The organism is Amycolatopsis sp. NPDC006131, from assembly GCF_040614175.1.
Taxonomy (GTDB): domain Bacteria; phylum Actinomycetota; class Actinomycetes; order Mycobacteriales; family Pseudonocardiaceae; genus Amycolatopsis_E; species Amycolatopsis_E tucumanensis.
This window is the reverse complement of record NZ_JBEXTX010000062.1, coordinates 1-18,217: the sequence shown is the minus strand read 5'-3', so window position 1 is coordinate 18,217 and position 18,217 is coordinate 1. Positions and strand designations below refer to the sequence as shown.

Annotated in this window: 19 protein-coding genes; 11 read left to right on the top strand and 8 right to left on the bottom strand. The window is 72.1% G+C overall.

What is annotated here, in order from left to right:
* Positions 1–5: 5 nt before the first annotated feature.
* Genes ABZ215_RS27320 through ABZ215_RS27310 form a run of 3 tightly spaced genes read left to right on the top strand, consistent with a single transcriptional unit; the run spans position 6 to position 2,638 of the window.
* Positions 6–1,370 (top strand): FAD-linked oxidase C-terminal domain-containing protein, encoded by a 1,365-nt coding sequence (locus ABZ215_RS27320; RefSeq protein ID WP_354952666.1) that lies wholly within the window; start codon positions 6–8, stop codon positions 1,368–1,370.
* Between the two features lie 5 nt (positions 1,371–1,375).
* Complete coding sequence (locus ABZ215_RS27315) at positions 1,376–1,567, top strand: hypothetical protein (protein ID WP_354952664.1); 192 nt, start codon at positions 1,376–1,378, stop codon at positions 1,565–1,567.
* The gene (locus ABZ215_RS27310; RefSeq protein ID WP_354952662.1) at positions 1,568–2,638 is read left to right on the top strand and encodes an aminotransferase class III-fold pyridoxal phosphate-dependent enzyme; all 1,071 of its coding nucleotides are present in this window, start codon (positions 1,568–1,570) and stop codon (positions 2,636–2,638) included.
* Between the two features lie 472 nt (positions 2,639–3,110).
* On the opposite strand, the gene ABZ215_RS27305 is transcribed toward ABZ215_RS27310, so the two are convergent.
* Together ABZ215_RS27305 and ABZ215_RS27300 are read right to left on the bottom strand one after the other, a co-directional pair.
* The gene (locus ABZ215_RS27305; protein WP_354952660.1) at positions 3,111–3,677 is read right to left on the bottom strand and encodes an NAD(P)H-dependent oxidoreductase; all 567 of its coding nucleotides are present in this window, start codon (positions 3,675–3,677) and stop codon (positions 3,111–3,113) included.
* A 521-nt stretch (positions 3,678–4,198) separates the two neighbouring features.
* Positions 4,199–4,819: an NAD(P)H-binding protein gene (locus tag ABZ215_RS27300; protein ID WP_354952658.1), complete on the bottom strand. Its 621-nt coding sequence runs from the start codon at positions 4,817–4,819 to the stop codon at positions 4,199–4,201.
* A gap of 56 nt (positions 4,820–4,875) precedes the next feature.
* On the opposite strand from ABZ215_RS27300, the gene ABZ215_RS27295 reads away from it, so the two are divergent.
* Positions 4,876–5,256: a helix-turn-helix domain-containing protein gene (locus ABZ215_RS27295; protein ID WP_354952656.1), complete on the top strand. Its 381-nt coding sequence runs from the start codon at positions 4,876–4,878 to the stop codon at positions 5,254–5,256.
* Between the two features lie 490 nt (positions 5,257–5,746).
* Here ABZ215_RS27295 and ABZ215_RS27290 read toward each other — a convergent pair whose 3' ends face one another.
* Complete coding sequence (locus ABZ215_RS27290; RefSeq protein WP_354952654.1) at positions 5,747–6,754, bottom strand: Glu/Leu/Phe/Val dehydrogenase dimerization domain-containing protein; 1,008 nt, start codon at positions 6,752–6,754, stop codon at positions 5,747–5,749.
* Positions 6,755–6,833: 79 nt separating this feature from the next.
* On the opposite strand from ABZ215_RS27290, the gene ABZ215_RS27285 reads away from it, so the two are divergent.
* A complete protein-coding gene (locus tag ABZ215_RS27285; protein ID WP_020421918.1) occupies positions 6,834–7,295 on the top strand; it encodes an Lrp/AsnC family transcriptional regulator in 462 nt (153 codons plus the stop codon).
* On the opposite strand, the gene ABZ215_RS27280 is transcribed toward ABZ215_RS27285, so the two are convergent.
* The 4 genes from ABZ215_RS27280 to ABZ215_RS27265 form a co-directional block, all read right to left on the bottom strand.
* A complete protein-coding gene (locus ABZ215_RS27280) occupies positions 7,289–7,903 on the bottom strand; it encodes an NAD(P)H-binding protein (RefSeq protein ID WP_039791895.1) in 615 nt (204 codons plus the stop codon). The two genes, ABZ215_RS27285 and ABZ215_RS27280, sit on opposite strands and share 7 nt — an antisense overlap.
* A complete protein-coding gene (locus ABZ215_RS27275) occupies positions 7,900–10,734 on the bottom strand; it encodes a BTAD domain-containing putative transcriptional regulator (RefSeq protein WP_354952653.1) in 2,835 nt (944 codons plus the stop codon). Before ABZ215_RS27275 ends, ABZ215_RS27280 begins: the two co-directional genes overlap by 4 nt.
* Positions 10,735–10,820: 86 nt before the next feature.
* Positions 10,821–11,264 (bottom strand): DUF6401 family natural product biosynthesis protein, encoded by a 444-nt coding sequence (locus ABZ215_RS27270; protein ID WP_020421916.1) that lies wholly within the window; start codon positions 11,262–11,264, stop codon positions 10,821–10,823.
* Between the two features lie 28 nt (positions 11,265–11,292).
* Entirely contained in the window at positions 11,293–13,644 is a 2,352-nt protein-coding gene (locus tag ABZ215_RS27265) for a Tex family protein (RefSeq protein ID WP_020421915.1), read from the bottom strand.
* Between the two features lie 156 nt (positions 13,645–13,800).
* On the opposite strand from ABZ215_RS27265, the gene ABZ215_RS27260 reads away from it, so the two are divergent.
* Positions 13,801–14,049, top strand: a complete 249-nt coding sequence (locus ABZ215_RS27260; RefSeq protein WP_020421914.1) for a hypothetical protein — start codon at positions 13,801–13,803, stop codon at positions 14,047–14,049.
* 45 nt (positions 14,050–14,094) lie between these two features.
* A complete protein-coding gene (locus ABZ215_RS27255; RefSeq protein WP_354952650.1) occupies positions 14,095–15,048 on the top strand; it encodes a hypothetical protein in 954 nt (317 codons plus the stop codon).
* A gap of 18 nt (positions 15,049–15,066) precedes the next feature.
* On the opposite strand, the gene ABZ215_RS27250 is transcribed toward ABZ215_RS27255, so the two are convergent.
* On the bottom strand, positions 15,067–15,480 hold the full coding sequence (locus ABZ215_RS27250; RefSeq protein WP_354952648.1) for a MarR family transcriptional regulator: 414 nt from the start codon (positions 15,478–15,480) through the stop codon (positions 15,067–15,069).
* Between the two features lie 57 nt (positions 15,481–15,537).
* Here ABZ215_RS27250 and ABZ215_RS27245 point away from each other — a divergent pair, with 57 nt between their 5' ends.
* Genes ABZ215_RS27245 through ABZ215_RS27230 form a run of 4 tightly spaced genes read left to right on the top strand, consistent with a single transcriptional unit; the run spans position 15,538 to position 17,995 of the window.
* Positions 15,538–16,104 (top strand): non-oxidative hydroxyarylic acid decarboxylases subunit B, encoded by a 567-nt coding sequence (locus ABZ215_RS27245; protein WP_354952646.1) that lies wholly within the window; start codon positions 15,538–15,540, stop codon positions 16,102–16,104.
* Between the two features lie 10 nt (positions 16,105–16,114).
* The gene (locus tag ABZ215_RS27240) at positions 16,115–17,536 is read left to right on the top strand and encodes a non-oxidative hydroxyarylic acid decarboxylases subunit C (protein WP_354952644.1); all 1,422 of its coding nucleotides are present in this window, start codon (positions 16,115–16,117) and stop codon (positions 17,534–17,536) included.
* Between the two features lie 10 nt (positions 17,537–17,546).
* Positions 17,547–17,771: a non-oxidative hydroxyarylic acid decarboxylases subunit D gene (locus ABZ215_RS27235; protein WP_354952642.1), complete on the top strand. Its 225-nt coding sequence runs from the start codon at positions 17,547–17,549 to the stop codon at positions 17,769–17,771.
* On the top strand, positions 17,771–17,995 hold the full coding sequence (locus ABZ215_RS27230; protein WP_237336040.1) for a hypothetical protein: 225 nt from the start codon (positions 17,771–17,773) through the stop codon (positions 17,993–17,995). The genes ABZ215_RS27235 and ABZ215_RS27230 overlap by 1 nt, the downstream gene beginning before the upstream one ends.
* Positions 17,996–18,217: the final 222 nt, after the last annotated feature.

Genomic DNA, 18,217 nt, shown 5'->3' with positions numbered 1-18,217 from the left:
AGTTCGTGGGACTCATCGCCGAGCTGGAAGCCGATTTCGTCACGACCGACCCTGATGTACTGGCCGGTTACCGCTTCGACCAAGCCGGGTTCGGCACCGCAGGCGTGCCGATGGCGCTGGCACGGCCGACCGAGACCGAAGAAGTCGTAAGAATCCTGCGTGTCGCTTCCCGGCACCGGATCCCTGTCGTCCCGCAGGGCGCCCGGACGGGACTGTCAGGCGGAGCGAACGCGGTAGACGGGGCGATCCTGCTCTCCCTGGAGCGGATGACCCGCATCCTGGACATCGACGAAATCAACCACACGGCGACCGTGCAGCCGGGGGTCGTGAACGCGGTCCTGTCCCGAGCGGTCGAGGACAAGGGCCTGTTCTACCCGCCCGACCCCGGCTCGTGGGAGTCGTCGACGATCGGTGGCAACGTCGCCACCAACGCCGGTGGGCTGTGCTGCGTGAAGTACGGAGTCACCAGTGACTTCGTTCGTGAACTGGAAGTGGTGCTCGCCGACGGGCGGGTGCTCCGGACCGGCCGCCGCACCGCCAAGGGCGTCGTCGGGTACGACCTGGTGCGGCTGTTCACCGGCTCGGAGGGAACGCTCGGCGTGATCACCGAGATCACCGTGGCGCTGCGGCCGGTCGCGGAGGCGCCGTTGACGGCGGTCGCGTTCTTCGCGGTGCCGCCCGCGGCGTGCCGGACGGTCACGGAGTACCTGAGCAGCGGGCAGCGTCCGTCGGTGCTCGAGCTGATGGACAAGCCGACGATCGACGCGGTCGCGGCGTACCGGGACCTGGGTTTCCCGGACGACGTCGAGGCCGTGTTGATCGCCCAGTCCGATCGGGGGCCGGCGGCACCGCATGACCTCGAGGTGTTCGCGGAGGTCGCGCGGTCCTGCGGGGCGACCGAAGTGCTGGTGGCGAGTGACCGCGCCGAGGCGGACATGCTCATCGCGGCACGACGGCTGGCCGGGGTCGCAATGGAGCAGCTCGGCGACCGGCTGGTGGACGACGTGTGCGTGCCCCGCTCGAGGCTGGCGGAGTTCTTCGAGGGGGTGACGGCCATCTCCCGCGAGCACGACGTGCTGATTCCGACGTGCGGGCACGCGGGGGACGGCAACATGCACCCCAACGTGGTCTTCGATGCGGCAGACCCGGACTCGGTGCGGCGCGGGCAGGCCGCGTTCGACGCGATCATGGCGCTCGGTCTCCGGCTGGGCGGCACGATCACCGGCGAGCACGGCGTGGGCATGTTGAAACGGGAGTGGCTGGAGACGGAACTGGGAGAGGTGGGCGTGTCCGTCCACCAAGCGGTCAAACAGGCCTTCGACCCGCTGGGAATTCTCAACCCCGGCAAGGTCGTCCGCCCGCTACCGTGAGGGGCATGGACACAGCACTGTGGCATCCGTTCTCGGACATGGCGGTCGTCCGGGAAGACGAGTTCGTCCTCGAGCGCGGCGAGGACGTGTGGGTCTACGACGCGGCAGGCAACCGTTATCTGGATGCCACGGCCAGCCTCTGGTACGCCAACGCGGGCCACGGCCGGGCGGAGATCGCCGACGCCGCCGCCGAGTAGATGCGCAAGCTCGCCGGCTACTCGATCTTCGGCGACTTCACCAACGAACCGGCCCGCGCGCTCGCGGAGCGGCTCGCCGGGCTCGCGCCGATGCCGGATGCCAAGGTCTTCCTCACCACCGGTGGTGGGGAGGCGATCGACAGCGCCGTCAAGATCGCGCGCCGCTACCACGTGGTGCAGGGGCAGCCCGAGCGGGTGCACGTCATCAGCCGGACGAACTCCTACCACGGCACCAACGGCATCGGCACCGGCGTGGCCGGCATCGAAGCCAACCGAACCGGGTTCGGCGAGATCCTGCCGTCCTCGTCGCGCGTCGCCTACGACTCGGTCGACGCGCTGCGTGACGAGATCCGGCGGGTGGGGCCGGAACGCGTCGCGGCGTTCCTGTTCGAGCCGGTCATCGGTGCCGGTGGTGTGCTCGCGCCGCCGGAGGGCTACGTGCAGGGTGTGGTCGACGTGTGCCGGGAGTACGGCGTCCTGGTCATCGCCGACGCGGTGATCTGCGGTTTCGGCCGGCTCGGCACGTGGTTCGGTGTCGAGCGGTGGGGTGTGGAGCCCGACCTGATCACCTTCGCCAAGGGGGTGACCAGCGGGTACTTGCCTCTGGGCGGGGTTGTCGTGCACGGGCGCGTCGCCGAGCCGTTCTGGGACCGGCCTGGCACGACGCTGCGGCACGGCGCCACCTACTCCGGTCACCCTGCCTGCTGCGCCGCGGCGTTGGCGAACATCGACATCCTCGAGCGGGGCAACCTGTTCCAGCGGGGACAGCTGCTCGAAGGTGAGCTCGCCGCCGCGCTGCAGTCGATGGCCGCGCACCCCCTCGTCCGGGAGGTTCGGGCAGGGGTGGGGTTGCTCGCTGCTGTCGAACTGCAGCCCGATCTGTTCGAGCGCCTGCCGTCGGCCGTGTCCGACCTCAGCCTGCTCATCCGTCAGCGCGGCGTGCTGACTCGGACGCTGGCGAAGGCGCTGGCCGTCTCGCCGCCGTTGACCATCCGGCGGCCGGAGATCAGCGAGATCGCGCAGGCGTTCGCCGCGGGACTCGACGAGCTGGAGCTGAAGGCCGGGAGCTGACCCGGCGGGACCGGCACGCAGCGATCGCGATGGCAGGGCCGGCGCGGTGATCACTGCTGCGGGAACGGCGCAGGGTGAGTCTGGTGGCGGGTGGGCGGGCGCTGGTTCCGGGGGTGGGGCCGGCGCACTGCCAGCCCAGCGCCGGAGCCTACCGAGGCGGCGTGGTCGGGACCGGCTCGTGGGGAGGTCCGGCGGGCCGAGGTCGAGCCCGGTGCCGGAGCTTGCCGTAGCGGCGTGGTCGGGACCGGCTCGTGGGGGCGGCCGGTGGGCCGAGGTCGAGTCGCCGGGCGGAGATCGAGCCCGGTGGGCGGAGGTCGAGCCCGGTGGGCCGAGGTCGAGCCCGGCGGAGCGGGGGCGTCGGCGAGTTGTGGCGACATGGGCGGGCGGGCGCCGGAAGGTCGCCCGGCTGCGGTGGTTCTCGTGAGCGTGACGGGGGCGACCCCCAGCCGCCCCCGTCACGACTCGGCCATGGTCAGCTTGCGTACGGGCGGACGCGCCGTGCGTCTCGCAGGGCGTGTGCCCACCATGCGAGCTGGTCGAGCAGCGCCTTCGCTGCTGCCGTCGGGCCGTCGGGATCGATCAGCTCGCCCCGGTCGTCGAACTGGCTCCAGGCGCCGTGGAAACTCACTGTCTCCCGGATGGTCGCCGCGTGCAGCTCGGCGAAGACGGGGCGCAGGTGCTCCACCGCACGCAACCCGCCGGACAACCCGCCGTACGACACGAACGCCACCGGCTTCGCCTGCCACTGCGTGCCGTGCCAGTCCAGCAGAGTCTTCAGCGATGCCGGGTAGCTGTGGTTGTACTCCGGCGTCACCATGACGAACGCGTCCGCCTTCTCCAAGCGCTCGCTGACTGCCGCCACCTCGGGAGTCGGCCGGCCGGACAGAGCGGCGGGGAGATTCGCGTCGGCCAGGTCGATCACGTCGACCCGGAACTCGCCGTGCTCGACCGCCTGCCTGGCGAACCACTGCGCCACCACCGGGCCGAACCGGCCGTCCCGGGTGCTTCCGACGATCACCGCAACATCAAGAGGTTCCATGCAGACCAGGATGGAACCTCGACATTACTGGAGGTCAAGAACTTCTGATCAGCGGTTATGTGCGGTCGAACTTCGAGAGTCGGTGAAGTGGTGGTGCCAAAGGGGTGCGGGCCACTGTTCGTTGGTTGGGCGCTGGGGTGGCGACGCGCGCTGACGGGGTGCGAGACCACGCCGGCACGTGGCCGGGGGAGCGCCGGTGCTTGGCGGGGTGCTGCCGTGGAGGCTGGCGCGTAGGGAGGGTTGGTTGGGCGCCGGTGATCGTCAGGTGTTGCCGCACCGGCGCGTGAGCCTGTGGAGTGTTGGTTGGGCGCCGGTGGTTGGCGAGTGTTGGCGTGTCGGGACGTGTGCGGGTGGAGTATTGGTCAGGTGACGGTGGTCGGCACGTCTTGCCGTGCCGGCGCGTGGCTGCGGGGAGCGCCGGTGCTCGGCGGGGTGCTGCCGTGGTGGCTGGCGCGTAGGTGGTTGGGCGCCGGTGGCGGCGGGTGTTGCCTCCACCGGCGCGTGGCCGTGGGGCGCCTCGATCAGACGCCGGTGATCAGGAGGTGTTGCCGCCGGTGCTGGGGGTTTGATGCCTCGTCCACCAGGGCGATCGCGAAGTCCGCGTAGGACACGCGCGCGCCCGGGTCGCCGGCGGCCGCCACCCGGTATGAGCCGGTGCGGTCGCCCTCGTGGTCGAAGTCTCCCGCGGGGCTCACGTAGAGCCAGTCCAGGTCGCTGGCGCGCAACAGGTCCAGGCCGGCCGCGTGCGCTGCGATGAACGGGCGGAACTCTGCCGGGAAACCGGGGGCATCTTTCAGCGGCAGGCCCGTCGCGTCCGGCGCCAGCGACGACAGGCCCACGACGATCACCCGCGCCGCGCCGGACGCGGCCAGTGCGCGTCCCGACGAGGTGAAGAACGCGTGCGGGTCGGTGCCCGCCCCGTAGACCGCGGCCGCTGAGATCACCGCGTCCTGGTCCTTCACCAGCGTGGCCACCGAATTCGCGTCCGTGACGTCGCCGGCCGCCAACTCGACCCCGTCTGGCGCCCGGTGCTTCGCCGGGTCGCGCACCACCGCCGTCACCTCGTGCCCGCGCCGCGCGGCCTCCGCGACCGCCTGCCGTCCCGCGCGCCCGCCGGCGCCGAAAATCACGATTCTGCTCATGGCGAGACCGTAGCCAGCGTCCCGGTTTCCTCTCGGATACCGATTACCGTGGCAGTATGCGCGAACCCCTGCCACCGGACATGTTCGACGAGCTCTGCCCGTCGGGCCTGACGCCGATCCGCTTCGGCGACAAGTGGGCCCCGCTGGTGATCGCGTGCCTCGAGCACGGTCCACGGCGCTTCTCCGAACTGCGGGTGCCCCTGCGGCGGGTCACCCCGAAAGGGCTGACGAAATCGCTGCGCGGCCTTGAACGTGACGGGCTCATCCGCCGCGCCAGCCACCCCGGCACGCCGCCGCGCGTCGAGTACGAGCTCACGGCCCTGGGGCGCAGCATGCTGGAACCGATGAAGGTCGTGTGCGCCTGGGTCGGCGAGCACTGGGAGGAACTGCTCGACGCGCGCGAGGCCTACGACGATCGGCTGCGCGAGGCGCGGTGAATGTCCGATGTGGACCGGCAGGTGGGCGGCAGTTCCGGGGGTGGGGCTGCTGCGGGTGTTGTGGTGATGGGGATTAGCAGGTGGGCGGCGGTTCCGGGGGTGGCTGTTGTGGTGATGGGAATGGCCGGTGGTTGGGCAGGTGGGCGGCGATTCCAGGGACAGAGCCGCCGTGGGTGCTGTGGTGAAGGGAGCGGCCGGCGGTTGGTCAGGGTGGGTGGTGGTTTGTCGGGGGTAGGGCGGCTGTTGGCGTTGTGGTGAATGGGCGGGGGCGGACAACGAGTGGGGCGGCGCTGATCTGCCACGAGACGTGACCGATCGGCGCCGCCACCATCAGACCAGCCAGGCCGCTACCCGCGCGCGTGTCAGGCCAGCCGACCCGCTACCCGGGTGCGTGTCAGGCCGGCCGGGCCGCTACCCGGGCGCGTGTCAGGCCAGCCGGGCCGCCACCTGGGCGCGTGTCATGCCAGCCGGGTCGTCACCCGGTTGCGTGTCAGGCCAGCCGGGCCGCTACCCGGGCTCGTGCTTCCCGCAGCGGGGTGGTTCCCTTGTCCCGCGCCGTGTCCAGCACCTCGGACACCGTAGTGCCGATCGCCTCCACACGGGCTGTCGCTTCCTCGTGTGGCAGGCCTTCCACCTCGCGCAGCAGCGTGTACACCGCGCCGCCCGCGCTGGCGATGAAGTCCGGCACCCACACGATTCCCCGAGCGGCCAGGTCGTCCGCGACCGTCTCGGACGTGAGCTGGTTGTTCGCCGGGCCGACGATCAGCGGCGCGGACAGCTCGGGCACCAGCTCCGCGGACAGCACGCCACCCACCGCAGCCGGCACCACGATGTCCGCGGGCGTGCGCAGCGCCTTCTCCGGATCCACCCACTCGTAACCGGAAGCGCGCTTCGCCGGGTCCACATCGGACACCACTACCCGGGCGCCCGCCGCTGCCACGTGTTGCGCCACCAGCGCGCCCACCGAACCCAGCCCGCTGACGACCACGGTGCGGCCGGTCAGCTCCGCGCTGCCGAACACGTGCCGCGCCCCGGCCCGCAGCGCGGCGAACACCCCCAGCGCGGTCGGGATGCTCGACGAACCCGTCCCGCCGTGCTCCGGCGGCAGGCAGAACACCCGCGACGTCGAGCGCCGCACCACCACCATGTCGTCCGGGCCCGTCCCGACGTCCGGGCCGCCGAAGTACGTGCCCCCGAACGACTCGATCAGCTCGCCCACGTCGAGCAGCGCCGCCTCCCGCAGCGACGGCGTCAGCTCCGTCCCCGGCCCGAGCGCGATCACCGTCTTCCCACCGCCGAAATCCAGCCCGGCGGCCGCGTTCTTGTCGGTCATCGCCTCGGACAGGCGCAACGCGTCCGCCAGGCCGTCCCGCCAGTCCGGGTACCGGCGCAGCCGGATGCCGCCGGCCGCGGGGCCGAGCGCACGGGAGTGGATCGCGACGATGACCGGCAGCCCCGAGCGGGGACCGCGCCGGACTTTCACCTCTTCATGCTCCATGCGCGAAAAGCTAGGCTGATGCACAACCACGAAGCGCCGCCGCCGAACGATATTCGGCATGACCATCGGAGCTGCGAACATGGATGAACTTGATTCGGCGATCGTGCGGCTTCTGCAGGAGGATGCGCGGCAGTCGAACAGGGACATCGCCCGCAAGGTCGGTATCGCGCCGTCCACGTGCCTGGAACGGATCCGCCTGCTGCGCAAGCGCGGCGTGATCCGCGGCTACCACGCGGACATCGACCTCGGCGCCCTCAACCGCGGGGTGCAGGCGATCGTCGCGGCGCAGATCCGGCCGCTGACGCGGGACGTGGTGGACGCGTTCGAACGCTCGCTCGCCGAGCTGCCCGAGGTCATCTCGGTCTTCACGATCGCGGGCAGCGACGACTTCCTCGTGCACGTCACCGCGCAGGACATCGACCACCTGCACGCGTTCCTGCTCGAGCGGTTCACCAGCCGCAGGGAGATGGTCACGTTCCGGACGTCGATCATCTATCAGCACCACAGCAAGCAGGTGCTGGACCCGCTACCCGGTCACTGATCGGGGTGCAGCGCGGCGAACACCGACGGCCAGTCCGGCCGCGGCGAGTCCTCGTCGTCGTACAGCTCGAACGTCTTGCCCGACGCCGACGGGTCGAACAACGCGGCCACGACGGCGTCGGCCACCGCGTCGCGCGAGACCCGGCCCTCGCCGGTGTCGCCCTGTTCGACGCGCACCCCGGCGGCGGGCAGGTCGTGCAGCCAGCTCGGCCGCACGATCGTGTACTGCGCGCCGCTCTCCCGCAGCGCCTGCTCGCCCCTGGCGCGGGCCTCGATGCGCGCGCTCATCTCGGGGTGCTCCGCCGGCCGCGTCAGGTAGATCTGGGACACCAGCACCACCGGGATGTCCTCGCGTGCCGCGATTTCCGCGATCGCCGAGACACCGCCGTGCATCGCGGCCTCCGCCGCGTCCGGCTCCTTCGGCGGCTCCGCGACGATCACGACCCCCTCGGCGCCGGCGAAGAGCGCCGGGTCCGGTTTCGCCGTCAGGTCCAGCGGGGGCTCCGAACTCCGGCTCGCCACCACCACCCGGTGACCGCCGCTCGCGAGCCGTTCCCCGATCCGGCGGCCGGTCCGCCCGGCGCCGCCGACCACGACGAAGGTGCTCATGGCTGCCTCCCGGCTCTCTCGGAGGGCACCAGGATGGACCCGCCCGCGATCATGGTCAATGGGTGGTGACTCAACCGTTCCCGCAGCGCGGCCGCCGCTTCTTCGGCGCCGAGCTCCGACCAGATCTCCAGCGATCGCCGGAACAGGCCGTGAGCCTCGCGCACCTGTCCGAGCCGTTCGTGCAACTCGCCGAGCAGCTGCCCCGCTTCGGCCTCGGACCGCCGGTCGCCGTCGCGCCGGTGCACCGACAGCGAGTTCACCAGCAGGAGCTTCGCGTGCGCGAGGTCGCCGCTGCGCAGGCACAGCTCCCCGAGGCTCTGGTGCGCGTAGCCCACGCAGTGGTCGTCGCCCAGCTCGCCGAAGATCGCGATCGCCCGGTCCAGCTCCTCACGGGCCCGTCCGAGGTTGCCGCGTTGCTGGTGCAGCAACGCCATCCGGTGCCGGGCGTGCGCTTCGCGGTGCCGGTCGCCGATCTCGACACACGCCTCACGCGCGTCGGTGAACCAGCGCTCGGCCGTCGCGTGGCAGCCCCGCGCCAGCCACACCGAGCCGATCGCGATCCGCACCACCGCCTCGCCATGCCGGTCGCCGCTGCGGATGAACAACTCCAGCGCGTCGTGGCAGTGCGAAAGTGCCATCTCGTGCTCGCCCGCGACGCGCCGGATCGTGCTCAACCCGGCCAGCGCGACGGCCGCGCCCTGGTCGTCGCCGATGCTCCGGAACAACGCCACCGACCGCTCGAACGCCTCACGCGCGGCGGTGTAGTCGTCCTGGTAGACCTCGAGCTGCCCGAGGTTGCGCAGCACCAGCGCCTGCCCGCGCGGCTCGCCCGCCCGCTCGGCCGCGCCCAGCGCCAGTTCGTGCGTGCGGCGCCAGTCCTCGTGGTGCCCGCGCAGGTCGAAGTACGGGGTGAACGCCGCCGCCAGCCGCCACGCCAGCGCGTCGAGACCGTGGGCCACCGCCAGTTCGACGAGTGGCACCGGTCGCTCGCCCGCGAACCACGCCACCGGATCGTCCAGCCGGGCCGGGCGCCACCAGTCCGCCGACCGCGGCTCCGGCGCGGCGCCGAAGAAGCGGACCGGCATCCGCTCCGCCGCCTCAGTGGCGAGCGAGAGGTACCCCTCGACCACACGGCGGACGCCGTCCGGATCCGGCTCCCCGAGTTCCCGCGCGTAGCAGCGCACCAGGTCGTGCAGCCGGTACCGCGGCTGATCGCCGACCAGCTCGACCAGGTGCGCGTCGACCAGCACGTCCAGCACGTCGTCCGCGTGCTCCCGCCCGAGCAGCGCCGCGACCACCCAGCCGGGGAACGGCAGCGGCCCGAGCCCGCCCAGCGCACGGAACGCCCGGGCGCAGCTGCCGGGCAGCTGGTCGTGGCTCAGCGCGAGGCTCGCCCGCACCGCCAGGTCGCCGACCCGCAGCTCGTCCAGGCGACGGCGCTCGTCGGCCAACCGGGCGGCAAGCGCGCGGAGTGTCCACTCACGACGGTGCGAAAGCCGTGCTCCGGCGATGCGGATCGCCAGTGGCAACCGGCCGCACGCCTCGACGATCCCGGCCGCCGCCTCGGGTTCGGCCGCCACGCGGCCCGCCCCGGCGATCCGGCCCAGCAGCTCCGTGGCCTCCGCGGCCGTCAGCACGCCGACGTCGACGTGCCGGGCGACGGTGAGGTCGGGCAGCCTGCCCCGGCTGGTCACCAGCACCGCGGCCGCGCCCGCGCCGGGCAGCAGCGGCCGCACCTGCGCGGCGCTGCCCGCGTCGTCGAGCACCACGCACACCCGCCGTCCCACCAGCCGCGAGCGGAGCAACGCCGACCGTTCGTCGAGCCCGCGCGGGATCCCGGCGTCCGGCACGCCGAGCGCGTGCAGCAGTTCGGCCAGCACGTCCAGCGCCCGCCGCGGCGAGTCCGACGTGCCACGCAGGTCCACGTACAGCTGGCCGTCGGGGTAGCGGTCGCGCACGGCGTGGGCGGCGTGCACGGCCAGCGCCGACTTCCCCGCGCCCGGCGGCCCGGACAACACCACGACGGCGGGGTGCTCGCCGTCCAGCAAGCCGGTCAGCTCCGCGAGCCCCGTCTCGCGGCCGGTGAAGTCGGGCAGGTCCAGCGGCAGCTGGCACACCGGCGCCGGCGCGTCCAGTTCGGCCGCCGCCTGCCGCAGCCGCACGCCCGGCTCGGCATCCAGCTCCGCGCGCAGCACGCGCTCGGCTTCGGCGTACGCGGCCAGCGCCTCACCCTGTCGCCCGCTCGCGCCCAGCGCGACGACGAGCAGCCGCCACAGCTCCTCCCGCAACGGCTGTTCGGCCAGCAGGCCACGCAGTTCCACGATCGCCTCGGCGTGCCGCCCGGCCGACACGTGGAACCGCAACCGTTCCTCCTGCACCGACAACCGCAGCTCGCTCAGCCGCGCGACGGCGGACGACCAGGTGTGGTGGTGCGGCAGGTCTTCCAGCACCTCGCCGCGCCACAGCGCGGCGGCCTGGTCGAGCAGCGCGGGCGCCTCTTCGACACGTGCCCGCGCCACGAGCCGCTCGGCGAGCGTCGCGTCCAGCTCGTCCGGCCCGGCGTGGAGCTGATATCCGCCCGGGCCGCTTTCGATGCGGTCCCCGAGCACGCGGCGCAGGCCGTGCACATAGGTGCGCAGGTTCGCGGCGGCGGACCGCGGCGCGCGCCCCGGCCACAGCACGTCCGTCAGCGCGTCGGCGGACACCACGACGCCGGGCTGGAGCAGCAGGGCGGCCAGCAGCAGGCGCGGTTTCGGCCCGCCGAGCGGCACGCGACGGCCCCCGGCCTCCGCTTCGAGCGGTCCCAGGATGCGGAAGAACACCAACGGCATCGCCCCCGACCGGAAAAAAGGAAATCCGATACTAGGCAAGCCCGTCAACGATTCACCAGTGCCGTTCGGCGGCTTTTTCCCTAATTTCAGCGGAAGTATTCGCGCCGATTGTTCACTTGTTCACCGGTTCCGGCAGGACGGCTCCGGGCGAATTCCGCGGCCGCGGGCAGCTTCGGGCCACGCGGCTCGTCGGCCGCGAGGCGGAGGCAGGCGAGCAGGCGCAGCCCCGTCCACTCCCGGTCGGTCCAGTCGCCGGGATCCGCGGGCGGTTGCCAGTCCACCTCCGCCGCCTCGGTCCACACGTCGTGCGCGTGACCGGCCAGCAGGACGAGCCTGCTCACCGGCTCCTGGCGCGGGACCATGTCCTGCTCGCACCGCACCGCGTCGTCGACAGCGGCCAGGTGCCTGCCGAACGCCCGCCACACCGAGGGGTCTCCGGCCAGCGCCTGCCAGCCGGAGTCGAGCCGCCCGGCGATCCCGCGCAGCCAACGCCGCGCGGATCGATCTGCCAGGGAGTCGGCCCACTGCACCCCTCGATGATGAACCCTGAACGGCGTTTTAGCGACCGTAGCCGGCCTTCCGGAGTGCGTCGGCCAGCGCACCGCCGCCGCCGGCGGGCTCGCGCCGCTTCGGCTGACCGCCCTTGCGCGGCTGCCCGCCACGGCGCTCACCGCCGCCGCCACCAGCGGGTTTGGCGCGGCCGCCGCCGACCTCGTCGTCCAGGCGCAGGGTCAGCGAGATCCGCTTGCGCGGGATGTCCACCTCGAGCACCTTCACCTTGACGATGTCACCCGGCTTGACTACCTCACGCGGGTCCTTGACGAAGTTCTTCGACATCGCCGACACGTGCACCAGGCCGTCCTGGTGCACCCCGATGTCGACGAACGCCCCGAACGCGGCCACGTTCGTCACCACGCCCTCCAGCCGCATGCCCGGCTTGAGGTCGCCGATCTTCTCCACACCCTCGGCGAACGTCGCGGTCTTGAACGCCGGGCGTGGGTCGCGGCCGGGTTTCTCCAGCTCGGCGAGGATGTCGGTGACGGTCGGCAGGCCGAAGGTCTCGTCGACGAAGTCCTCCGGGCGCAGCTTGCGCAGCACCCGCTCGTTGCCGATCAGCTCCCGCAGCTCGATGCCGGTCTTCGACAGGATCCGCCGCACGACCGGGTAGGCCTCGGGGTGCACGCTGGAGGAGTCCAGCGGGTCGTCGCCGCCGCGGATCCGCAGGAAGCCGGCGCACTGCTCGAACGCCTTCGGGCCCAGCCGCGCGACGTCCTTCAGCGCCGAGCGCGACCGGAACGGGCCGTGCGTGTCGCGGTGGTTGACGATGTTCTCGGCCAGGCCGGCGGTGATGCCGGAGACCCTGGTCAGCAGCGGAGTCGACGCGGTGTTGACGTCCACGCCGACCGCGTTCACGCAGTCCTCGACCACCGCGTCCAGGGAGCGGGAGAGCGCCACCTCGGACACGTCGTGCTGGTACTGCCCGACGCCGATCGACTTGGGGTCGATTTTCACCAGCTCGGCCAGCGGGTCCTGCAGGCGCCGCGCGATCGACACCGCGCCGCGCAGCGAGACGTCCAGCTCGGGCAGCTCCTGCGAGGCGAACGCGGACGCCGAGTAGACCGACGCGCCCGCCTCCGAGACGACGGCCTTGGTCAGCTTCAGCTCGGGGTGCCGCTTGATCAGCTCGATGGCGAGCTTGTCGGTCTCCCGGGACGCGGTGCCGTTGCCGATCGCGATCAGGTCCACCGAGTGGGCGGCGCAGAGCTTGGCCAGCTCGTCGATCGACTGGTCCCAGCGGTTCTGCGGCTGGTGCGGGTAGATCGTGTGGGTGTTGACGACCTTGCCGGTCGCGTCCACGACGGCGACCTTCACGCCGGTGCGGAAACCCGGGTCGAGGCCCATCGTGGCGCGGGTGCCTGCGGGCGCGGCCAGCAGCAGGTCGCGCAGGTTCGCGGCGAACACGTTCACCGCGTCCTCCTCGGCCTTCTGGCGCAGCCGCATCCGCAGGTCGATGCCGAGGTGCAGGAGGATCTTGGTGCGCCAGGCCCACCGCACGGTGTCCTGCAGCCACTTGTCGGCCGGACGGCCTTCGTTGGTGATGCCGAAGCGCTGCGCGATGCGGCGCTCGTAGTCCGAGGGGCCCACCTTCGGCTCGTCGCTGGGTTCTTCCGGCTCGACGGTGAGGTCGAGGACCTCCTCCTTCTCGCCGCGCAGCATCGCCAGCACCCGGTGCGAGGGCATCTTCGTGAACGGCTCGGCGAAGTCGAAGTAGTCGGCGAACTTCGCGCCCTCGGTCTCCTTGCCCTGGCGGACCTTCGACGAGAAGTAGCCCTCCGACCACATCTTCTCGCGCAGCTCGCCGATCAGGTCGGCGTCCTCGCCGAAGCGCTCGACCAGGATCGCGCGAGCCCCGTCCAGCGCGGCCTGCGCGTCCGCGACGCCCTTCTCGGGGTCGACGAACACGGCCGCGGCGGCCTGCGGGTCGGTGTTCGGGTCGTTCAACAGGCCGTCGGCCAGCGGCTCCAGGCCTGCCTCGCGGGCGATCTGCGCCTTCGTGCGCCGCTTCGGCTTGTAGGGCAGGTAGATGTCCTCCAGCCGGGCCTTGGTGTCCGCGGCGCGGATCGCCTCGGCCAGCTCCTCGGTGAGCTTGCCCTGGCTGTCGATCGATTCGAGGATCGCGGCCCGGCGCTCGTCGAGCTCCCGCAGGTAACGCAGCCGGTCCTCCAGCGTGCGCAGCTGGGCGTCGTCCAGCGCGCCGGTCACCTCCTTGCGGTACCGCGCGATGAACGGCACGGTCGCCCCGCCGTCGAGCAGGTCCACGGCGGCCTTGACCTGCCCTTCGCGGACGCCGAGCTCCTCGGCGATCTTCTGCTCGATCGACTGCACGGCCACTGTCACGATGCTGATCACTCCCTGCTCGCGGTTGCGGGGGCCAATTCTGCCTGCGCCGACCGGGCGCGGCACGGAAGGGGTGCCCGCCGTTGCCGAATCGGGAGGATCGGCGCGGTAACCAACGCGGGCCCGGCCGCGACCTCGGGATACCGGGGTCGAGGTGGGCAGGTGCGGATGGGCGGGAAGCGGCAGGTGCGGGTGGCGATGCACCTCCGGCGGGTCGACGTGGACGGGCCGGACGGCGAGCCGGTGACGTTGTCGTACCCGGGGATGCTGCTGACCGGGTACGAGGACGGCCGCGAGGTGTGCCAGCGCTGGATCCCGCTGGGCAGCGAGCCGAGCGTGGCCGACGACGAACGGCTGATCGCGGCCCTGCACGCGGCGATGCTGTGGCAGAACGACGCGGAGGAGGAGTGCCCCTGAGCGGCCTCAGCGCGATCTCAGTTCCGCGCCGATACGTTCCCGGTCATGGTGACGATGGGGGCCGTCGACGTGCGGCGGAGCGGGCCGGGGCCGGTCCGGCTGGGGATCTGTTGCGCGACGATCGCGGCCTGCGTGCCGTACCTCGCGCTGAAGGTGATGTGGCTGTCCGGGAGCAGCGCCGGTGCCGCCACCGCCGCCGGAGCCGCGGAACTGCTGGACGCGCGGCACCTGGTGGGGGATGTGATCACCGGGCTGATGGAGCTGGCGGCCATCGCGCTCGTGCTCGCGCTGACCTTCCCGTGGGGCAGGCGGCTGCCGCGGGTGCTGGCGCTGGGGCCGGTCTGGGCGGCGACGGGACTGCTCGCGCCGATCGCGCTCGGCCTGCCGGTGGGGCTGGTCGCGCAGGTGGTGCTGGGTGGTTCCCCGGCGCCCGCGGACAACGGGCTGCAGGGCTGGGTCTACGCCGTGGTGTACGGCGGGTTCGTGGCGCAGGCCGTCGGGTTGCTGGCCGCGTTCGTCGGCTACGCGCGGGACCGGTGGCCGGTGGTGTTCCGGATCCGGGTGCCGGAGCTGGCCCCGCGGCGGCCCGGCCCGCTCGTGACACCGGCCGCGGTGGTCGTTCTCGGTTACGCCGCGATGCTCCTCGCGTGGTCGGTGTCCGGGGCGCGCTGGGGCGGGCCGGCCGGGTTCGACACCGCCGGGCAGCAGTCCTTCCTGCTCGCGCAAGGCCTGCTGGTCGCCGGGGGTGCCGTCGCGGTGCTGAGCCTGGTGCGGCGCCGGGGTTCGGGCCGCGTGCTGCCGCGGGTCGCGGTGGCCTGGGCAGGCACCGGGGTGGCGGTCACCTCCGGGCCGACGCACATCGCGCTGAGCAACAACGGTGCCGTGAGCGCGCTGTTCGCCGCCGTGTCGCTGGCCGGTGCGGTGTGCGGAGTGGTCCTCCTCGTGGCGGGTGCTTCGGCGGTGGCCTCGCCGGCGTCGGACGGGGCAGCGGCGCGCTGACGACGAGGCGGGCGACGGTCACGCCGGCGGCGGGCTGAGCTTCAGCAGGAGCCGGTGCAGTTCGGCGCGCTCCGCGGCGCTCAGCCGGCTCAGCATCGACTCGTCCACCTCGCGCGCGACCGGGTCGGCCTCGCGCAGGGCGGCTTCGCCCGCGCTGGTCAGTCGCAGGATGCGGCGGCGCCGATCGGTGCCGATCGTGCGCGTGATCAGGCCGCGCTGTTCCAGTCGCAGCATCAGGTTCGCCAGTGTCGCCTTGTCGATCGCCGCCTGCTGGCCCGCGCTCGCCTGGTCCACGTCGTCGCCCTCGGCGATCGCCTTCAGGACCGCGTACTGCGGCTTCGTCAGCGCGGGCAGCTCCGCCTGCCAGCGCGCGCCGTGTTCCTGCAGAGCACGGCGCATGACGTGGAACACGGCTTCGTCGACAGCTGTCATGAGCGCATGTTAGTGTGCGTACGAAAGGTTCGTATACGAACTAATAGGGAGGGTGCGATGCGGCTGATCGTCGGCATGACCGGGGCGACGGGCGCACCCTTCGGCGTCCGCCTGCTCGAAGCGCTCCGCGACCTGCCCGATGTCGAGACGCACCTGGTGCTCTCCCGCTGGGCGCGCACCACCATCGAGCTGGAAACCCCTTACAGCGCACGGGAAGTCGGCAAGCTCGCCGACGTCGTGCACGGCGCGGGGGACCAGGCCGCGCCGATCTCGTCCGGCTCGTTCCGCACCGACGGCATGGTCGTCGTCCCGTGCAGCATGAAGACCGTCGCCGGGATCCGAGCCGGGTACGCCGACGGGCTGGTCGGCCGCGCGGCCGACGTCGTGCTCAAGGAACGCCGCCGGCTCGTCCTGGTGCCGCGCGAGACGCCGCTGAGCGAGATCCACCTGGAGAACCTGCTCGCGCTGGCGCGGATGGGCGTGCGCGTCGTGCCGCCGATGCCCGCCTTCTACAACCACCCGGACTCCGTGGACGACATCGTCGACCACGTCGTCGCCCGCGTGCTGGACCAGTTCGACCAGCCCGCGCCCCGCGCCCGCCGCTGGTCCGGCCTGCACCGATAGGAGGAAACCCGTGCCCTACGACGACTTCCGCTCGTTCCTGGACACTTTGGACGAACACGGGCAGCTGCTGCGGATCGCCGAGGAGGTCGCGCCCGAACCCGACCTCGGCGCCGCCGCCAACGCCGCCCCGCGCCTGGGCGACAAGGCGCCCGCGCTGTACTTCGACAACGTCACCGGCTTCACCGACGCCCGGATCGCGCTCAACGTGCACGGCTCCTGGGCCAACCACGCGCTCGCGATGGGACTGCCGCCGCAGACCGGGATCAAGGACCAGGTCGCCGAGTTCATCCGGCGCTGGGAGGACTTCCCGGTGCCGCCGGAGCGGCGCGCGAACCCGCCGTGGGCGGAGAACGTGCTGGAAGGTGACGACGTCGACCTGTTCCGGGTGCTGCCGCTGTTCCGGCTCAACGACGGCGACGGCGGGTTCTACCTGGACAAGGCCGCGGTCGTGTCCCGCGATCCGGCCGATCCGGACCACTTCGGCAAGCAGAACGTCGGGGTGTACCGGATGCAGGTCAAGGGCCGCGCCAAGCTGGGACTCCAGCCGGTGCCGATGCACGACATCGCGCTGCACCTGGCCAAGGCCGAGGAGAACGGCGAGGACCTGCCGGTCGCGATCGCGCTGGGCAACGAGCCGGTGATCTCGATCGTCGCGGCCACCCCGATGGCCTACGACCAGAGCGAGTACGAGATGGCCGGCGCCCTGCGCGGCGCGCCTGCCCCGATCGCGACCGCGCCGCTGACCGGGCTCGACGTGCCGTGGGGCTCGGAGGTGGTCCTGGAAGGCGTCATCGAGGGCCGCAAGCGCGAGATCGAGGGGCCGTTCGGCGAGTTCACCGGCCACTACTCGGGCGGCCGGAACATGACGGTGGTGCGAATCGACCGCATCCACCACCGGACGAACCCGGTGTTCGAGTCGCTGTACCTCGGCATGCCGTGGACCGAGATCGACTTCCTGATGGCGGCGAACACCTGCGTGCCGATCTACCAGCAGCTCAAGGAGGCCTTCCCGGAGGTGCAGGCGGTCAACGCCATGTACACGCACGGGCTGCTGGCGATCATCTCGACGAAGAAGCGCTACGGCGGGTTCGCGAAGGCCGTCGGGATGCGGGCGATGACCACGCCGCACGGGCTCGGGTACGTCAAGACGGTGATCATGGTCGACGAGGACGTCGACCCGTTCAACCTGCCGCAGGTGATGTGGGCGCTGTCCACGAAGGTCAACCCGGCGGGCGACCTGGTGAACATCCCGAACCTGCCGGTGCTGGAGCTGGACCCCGGTTCGCAGCCCGCCGGCATCACGAACAAGATGATCATCGACGCGACCACCCCGGTGGCGCCCGACGACCGCGGTCACTACAGCCAGCCGGTGCGCGACCTGCCCGAGGCCGCCGCCTGGCTGACCAAGTTGCAGGGAATGCTGGCGCGGTAAGGAGAATCCGATGTGCCCACGTTGTGAGTTCGAGGTCGTGGATAAGCTGGCGGACTCGCCGGTCGCCGGGGTGTGGGAGGTGCTGCAGTGCCGGCGGTGCCTCTACACGTGGCGGACGACGGAGCCGCCGCGGCGCACGAGCCGGGAGCACTACCCGGAGGAGTTCCGGATGACCCAGGCGGACATCGACAACGCGCCCGAGGTGCCCGCCGTGCCGCCGCTGCGGGTGCGCTGATGGCGGACACGCTGATGTGGGAGGTGCGCGCGGTGCCCGGTGGGCGAGACGCGCTGGCGCGCTGGGTCGTCGAGAACGTGCCCGGGCCCGCCGACGTCTACCTCGGCGGGCAGGACCGGGTGGTGGTGATCGCGCGTGGCAAGGCGCGGCTGCCGGAGCCGCCGGCGGAACTGGTGGCGCGGCCGGTGGCGCAGTGGCCGTTCACGTTCCACCGGTCGGTGTAGTCCGCGGTCGGCGACCCCCGTTGCGCTGGAGGGATGGCGGACGAGGCGAAACGCCCAACCGCTACCCCGGCGAGGGTCCGCGCATCGAGGGGCTCCCGGAGCCGGGCAGCGGTGGGTCGGCGAGTTCAGTCAGCCGGCGGGGTGGCAGCGTTTGAAGCCGATCAGCGTGCGGTAGCGCTCGCGGGCCGCGAACTGCGTCAGCGTCCACACCGCCGGCGTGCC

What these genes read in the sequence shown, in the direction of transcription:
- ABZ215_RS27315 (WP_354952664.1), top strand. Translation starts at nt 1,376, where the DNA reads ATGGACACAGCACTGTGGCATCCGTTCTCGGACATGGCGGTCGTCCGG.
- ABZ215_RS27310 (WP_354952662.1), top strand. Translation starts at nt 1,568, where the DNA reads ATGCGCAAGCTCGCCGGCTACTCGATCTTCGGCGACTTCACCAACGAA.
- ABZ215_RS27305 (WP_354952660.1), bottom strand. Translation starts at nt 3,677, where the DNA reads ATGGAACCTCTTGATGTTGCGGTGATCGTCGGAAGCACCCGGGACGGC.
- ABZ215_RS27300 (WP_354952658.1), bottom strand. Translation starts at nt 4,819, where the DNA reads ATGAGCAGAATCGTGATTTTCGGCGCCGGCGGGCGCGCGGGACGGCAG.
- ABZ215_RS27295 (WP_354952656.1), top strand. Translation starts at nt 4,876, where the DNA reads ATGCGCGAACCCCTGCCACCGGACATGTTCGACGAGCTCTGCCCGTCG.
- ABZ215_RS27290 (WP_354952654.1), bottom strand. Translation starts at nt 6,754, where the DNA reads ATGGAGCATGAAGAGGTGAAAGTCCGGCGCGGTCCCCGCTCGGGGCTG.
- ABZ215_RS27285 (WP_020421918.1), top strand. Translation starts at nt 6,834, where the DNA reads ATGGATGAACTTGATTCGGCGATCGTGCGGCTTCTGCAGGAGGATGCG.
- ABZ215_RS27280 (WP_039791895.1), bottom strand. Translation starts at nt 7,903, where the DNA reads ATGAGCACCTTCGTCGTGGTCGGCGGCGCCGGGCGGACCGGCCGCCGG.
- ABZ215_RS27275 (WP_354952653.1), bottom strand. Translation starts at nt 10,734, where the DNA reads ATGCCGTTGGTGTTCTTCCGCATCCTGGGACCGCTCGAAGCGGAGGCC.
- ABZ215_RS27260 (WP_020421914.1), top strand. Translation starts at nt 13,801, where the DNA reads ATGGGCGGGAAGCGGCAGGTGCGGGTGGCGATGCACCTCCGGCGGGTC.
- ABZ215_RS27255 (WP_354952650.1), top strand. Translation starts at nt 14,095, where the DNA reads ATGGTGACGATGGGGGCCGTCGACGTGCGGCGGAGCGGGCCGGGGCCG.
- ABZ215_RS27250 (WP_354952648.1), bottom strand. Translation starts at nt 15,480, where the DNA reads ATGACAGCTGTCGACGAAGCCGTGTTCCACGTCATGCGCCGTGCTCTG.
- ABZ215_RS27245 (WP_354952646.1), top strand. Translation starts at nt 15,538, where the DNA reads ATGCGGCTGATCGTCGGCATGACCGGGGCGACGGGCGCACCCTTCGGC.
- ABZ215_RS27235 (WP_354952642.1), top strand. Translation starts at nt 17,547, where the DNA reads ATGTGCCCACGTTGTGAGTTCGAGGTCGTGGATAAGCTGGCGGACTCG.
- ABZ215_RS27230 (WP_237336040.1), top strand. Translation starts at nt 17,771, where the DNA reads ATGGCGGACACGCTGATGTGGGAGGTGCGCGCGGTGCCCGGTGGGCGA.